Annotated in this window: 4 protein-coding genes; all 4 read right to left on the reverse strand. The window is 65.5% G+C overall.

The features are described from left to right. Positions 1-421 (reverse strand): phage tail tape measure C-terminal domain-containing protein (locus tag AC1VAN_RS19865; RefSeq protein WP_480986541.1); only part of this gene is annotated, 421 nt, incomplete at its 3' end. A 162-nt stretch (positions 422-583) separates the two neighbouring features. Further along, on the reverse strand, positions 584-841 hold the full coding sequence (locus AC1VAN_RS19870) for a DUF1799 domain-containing protein (RefSeq protein ID WP_032978329.1): 258 nt from the start codon (positions 839-841) through the stop codon (positions 584-586). Between the two features lie 50 nt (positions 842-891). After that, positions 892-1,200, reverse strand: a complete 309-nt coding sequence (locus tag AC1VAN_RS19875; protein WP_442251475.1) for a phage tail assembly chaperone — start codon at positions 1,198-1,200, stop codon at positions 892-894. Beyond that, the gene (locus AC1VAN_RS19880; protein ID WP_025875728.1) at positions 1,200-1,859 is read right to left on the reverse strand and encodes a phage tail protein; all 660 of its coding nucleotides are present in this window, start codon (positions 1,857-1,859) and stop codon (positions 1,200-1,202) included. Before AC1VAN_RS19880 ends, AC1VAN_RS19875 begins: the two co-directional genes overlap by 1 nt. Between the last annotated feature and the right edge of the window lie 229 nt (positions 1,860-2,088).

Here is a 2,088-nt window from a genome sequence, read left to right on the forward strand (position 1 = left end):
GGATGGACTGGGCCAGCTCCTTGTACTTGGACTTGCCGGTGGTCACAAAGCTCCGCAGCGCCTCGTCGGCGCCAGTGAATGCCTTGCCGAAGGCCTTCTTGGCGGCCGTGGCGGTGTTCTCGGTCTTGCCGATATAGTCGCCGAGCGCACCGCCCAGACCCTTGCGGATGCCCGCCAGGCCCATGTCGTCCTTTTCCGCCTTCTCCTCCGTCTTCGCGGCCTTGCCGGCGTCACCGCCCGTTGCGGCCGTAGCAGACTTCGCCACCGCCTGCATTTGCGTGTTCAGGGCAGTCAGTTGCGTGGACAGGGCGGTGACCAGCGAGGCGCTGGTTGTCAGCACGGCGTTGAATGCCTGCTGCACCGTATTGATCTTTTCCAGCTGCCGCTGGAACTCCTGTGTGGTGCCGGTCATCTCGGTCATGCTGCGCCTTGCTGCCTGCATGGCCGTTTCCAGTGCATTGCTGGCGTCCACGGTGGCCCGTGTGCTGCCAGGCGATGTAGTGCTCATTGAGTGTTCCTCGGGAGAGTCGGCTCCGCATCGGCGGAGTCGGGACCGGGCATCGGCGTTGCCGCGATGGCCGGCTCATTCCTGCTGCATCTGCTCCAGGGCAGCGCGTTCGATGACGCGGATGGCCGCCATCACCTCGTCGTACTGGTCGCCATCGAGCGCTTCGCGCTCCAGCTCCCGGTAGACCACGTTGTAATCCAGCCCGATCGGGCCACCTGCGCCGACGCGCCACTGGGTGGCAACCCGCGAAAAGAGTTCGATGGGAAGCACGCACTCCGGCCACAGCTCAACCCGTGGCGGCGGAAAATGCTTGGCCTTCAATCCAAGCTGCATCAGCTCGGACTCGGTGGGGGCCCGCCAGTACAGGGCCCCCACCGCCTCGATCAGTTTCCCTTGCGTGCGACCTGCAGGGCCTGGGTGTAGCCACCGATGATGGCGCCATCCAGGCCGGCCTGCTGCTGCAGGGCCAGCTCGACGCCGGCAGTGTCCAGCGGCACGTCGGCATCCCAATCCACCACGATGTCCAGGATCGCCTGGGCCACGCTCAACGTGTCATCGCCCAGGCGCTCCAGCAGCTGCGCATAGTCGGCCACCGGCAGGTGCCGGTAGGTCAGGTTGAGCTTCTGCTCGCGACCGTGACCGACGATGGTCAGGGTGCTCTTGAAGCTCTCTGGCGCCTTTACCTGGAACATCAGGCGCCCTCGACCAGGATGGAGTCGGCCAGCGCGGTGAACGTCGCGGTGGTGCCCATCGGGGTGTTGGCGGCCATCGTCGGGTCGCCGTTGTAGCTCAGGTAACCGTACCAGTACAGCACGTCGCCACCGACCAGCTTGGCGCGCAGGATCACCGGTTCGCCCTTGGCGTCGACGTTCTTCAGGGCCGAGTACCACGGCTTCTTCGGATCGTAGAACAGCGGCAGGGTGATGGTCTTGGCGTTCTTGAAGGTCGGCATCTGCACCTGGCGACCGGTCGGGTCCTCCAGCAGGGTGCCGCTCCAGTACTGCTGCTCGCCACCTGCGGTGGTCGGGTCGCCCTGCTGGTCCAGGTCGACGAAGGCACCGGCCTTGCGCAGCACGCCGGCACCGCTGGTGGCGGGGAACAGCACGTTGTCGGTGGTATCGATGCCCAGCAGTTCAACGCTGCCGGTGGCTTCGGCACCGGCGCGGGTGGCGCGGTTGTTCAGGGCCGGCCAACCCGGCAGCTCGATGACCACCACATCGCCGGTGTCGACGCTGTTGGCGGCGACGCTGGCCAGTGCCGGCGCAGCCTTGGAGATCGCGCTGGTGGCGATGGCGGTGGAGACGACCGGTGCGAAGCCGAACTGGGTGCCCTTGGGAAGCTTGAGTGCCATGTTGCATTTCCTCATGTGGATTGAAAAAGACGAAGCCCGGCGTGTGCCGGGCTTCAGGTGGTACGTGGAGCAGTGGAACTACGGGTTGGCGTACCACAGCCCGAAATCGAGCCGTGCGCCGTACTTCCTGAGTGCCGGTTCATGCACGGCAATGGCGGCGCCAAAGGATTCAGACTTCGGCAGACCCGCGCAGACCTGATCTTCGATGTCACGGATCAGGGTGTTGGCC

The sequence above is a fragment of the Stenotrophomonas sp. 05L44_2 genome (genome assembly GCF_056665995.1).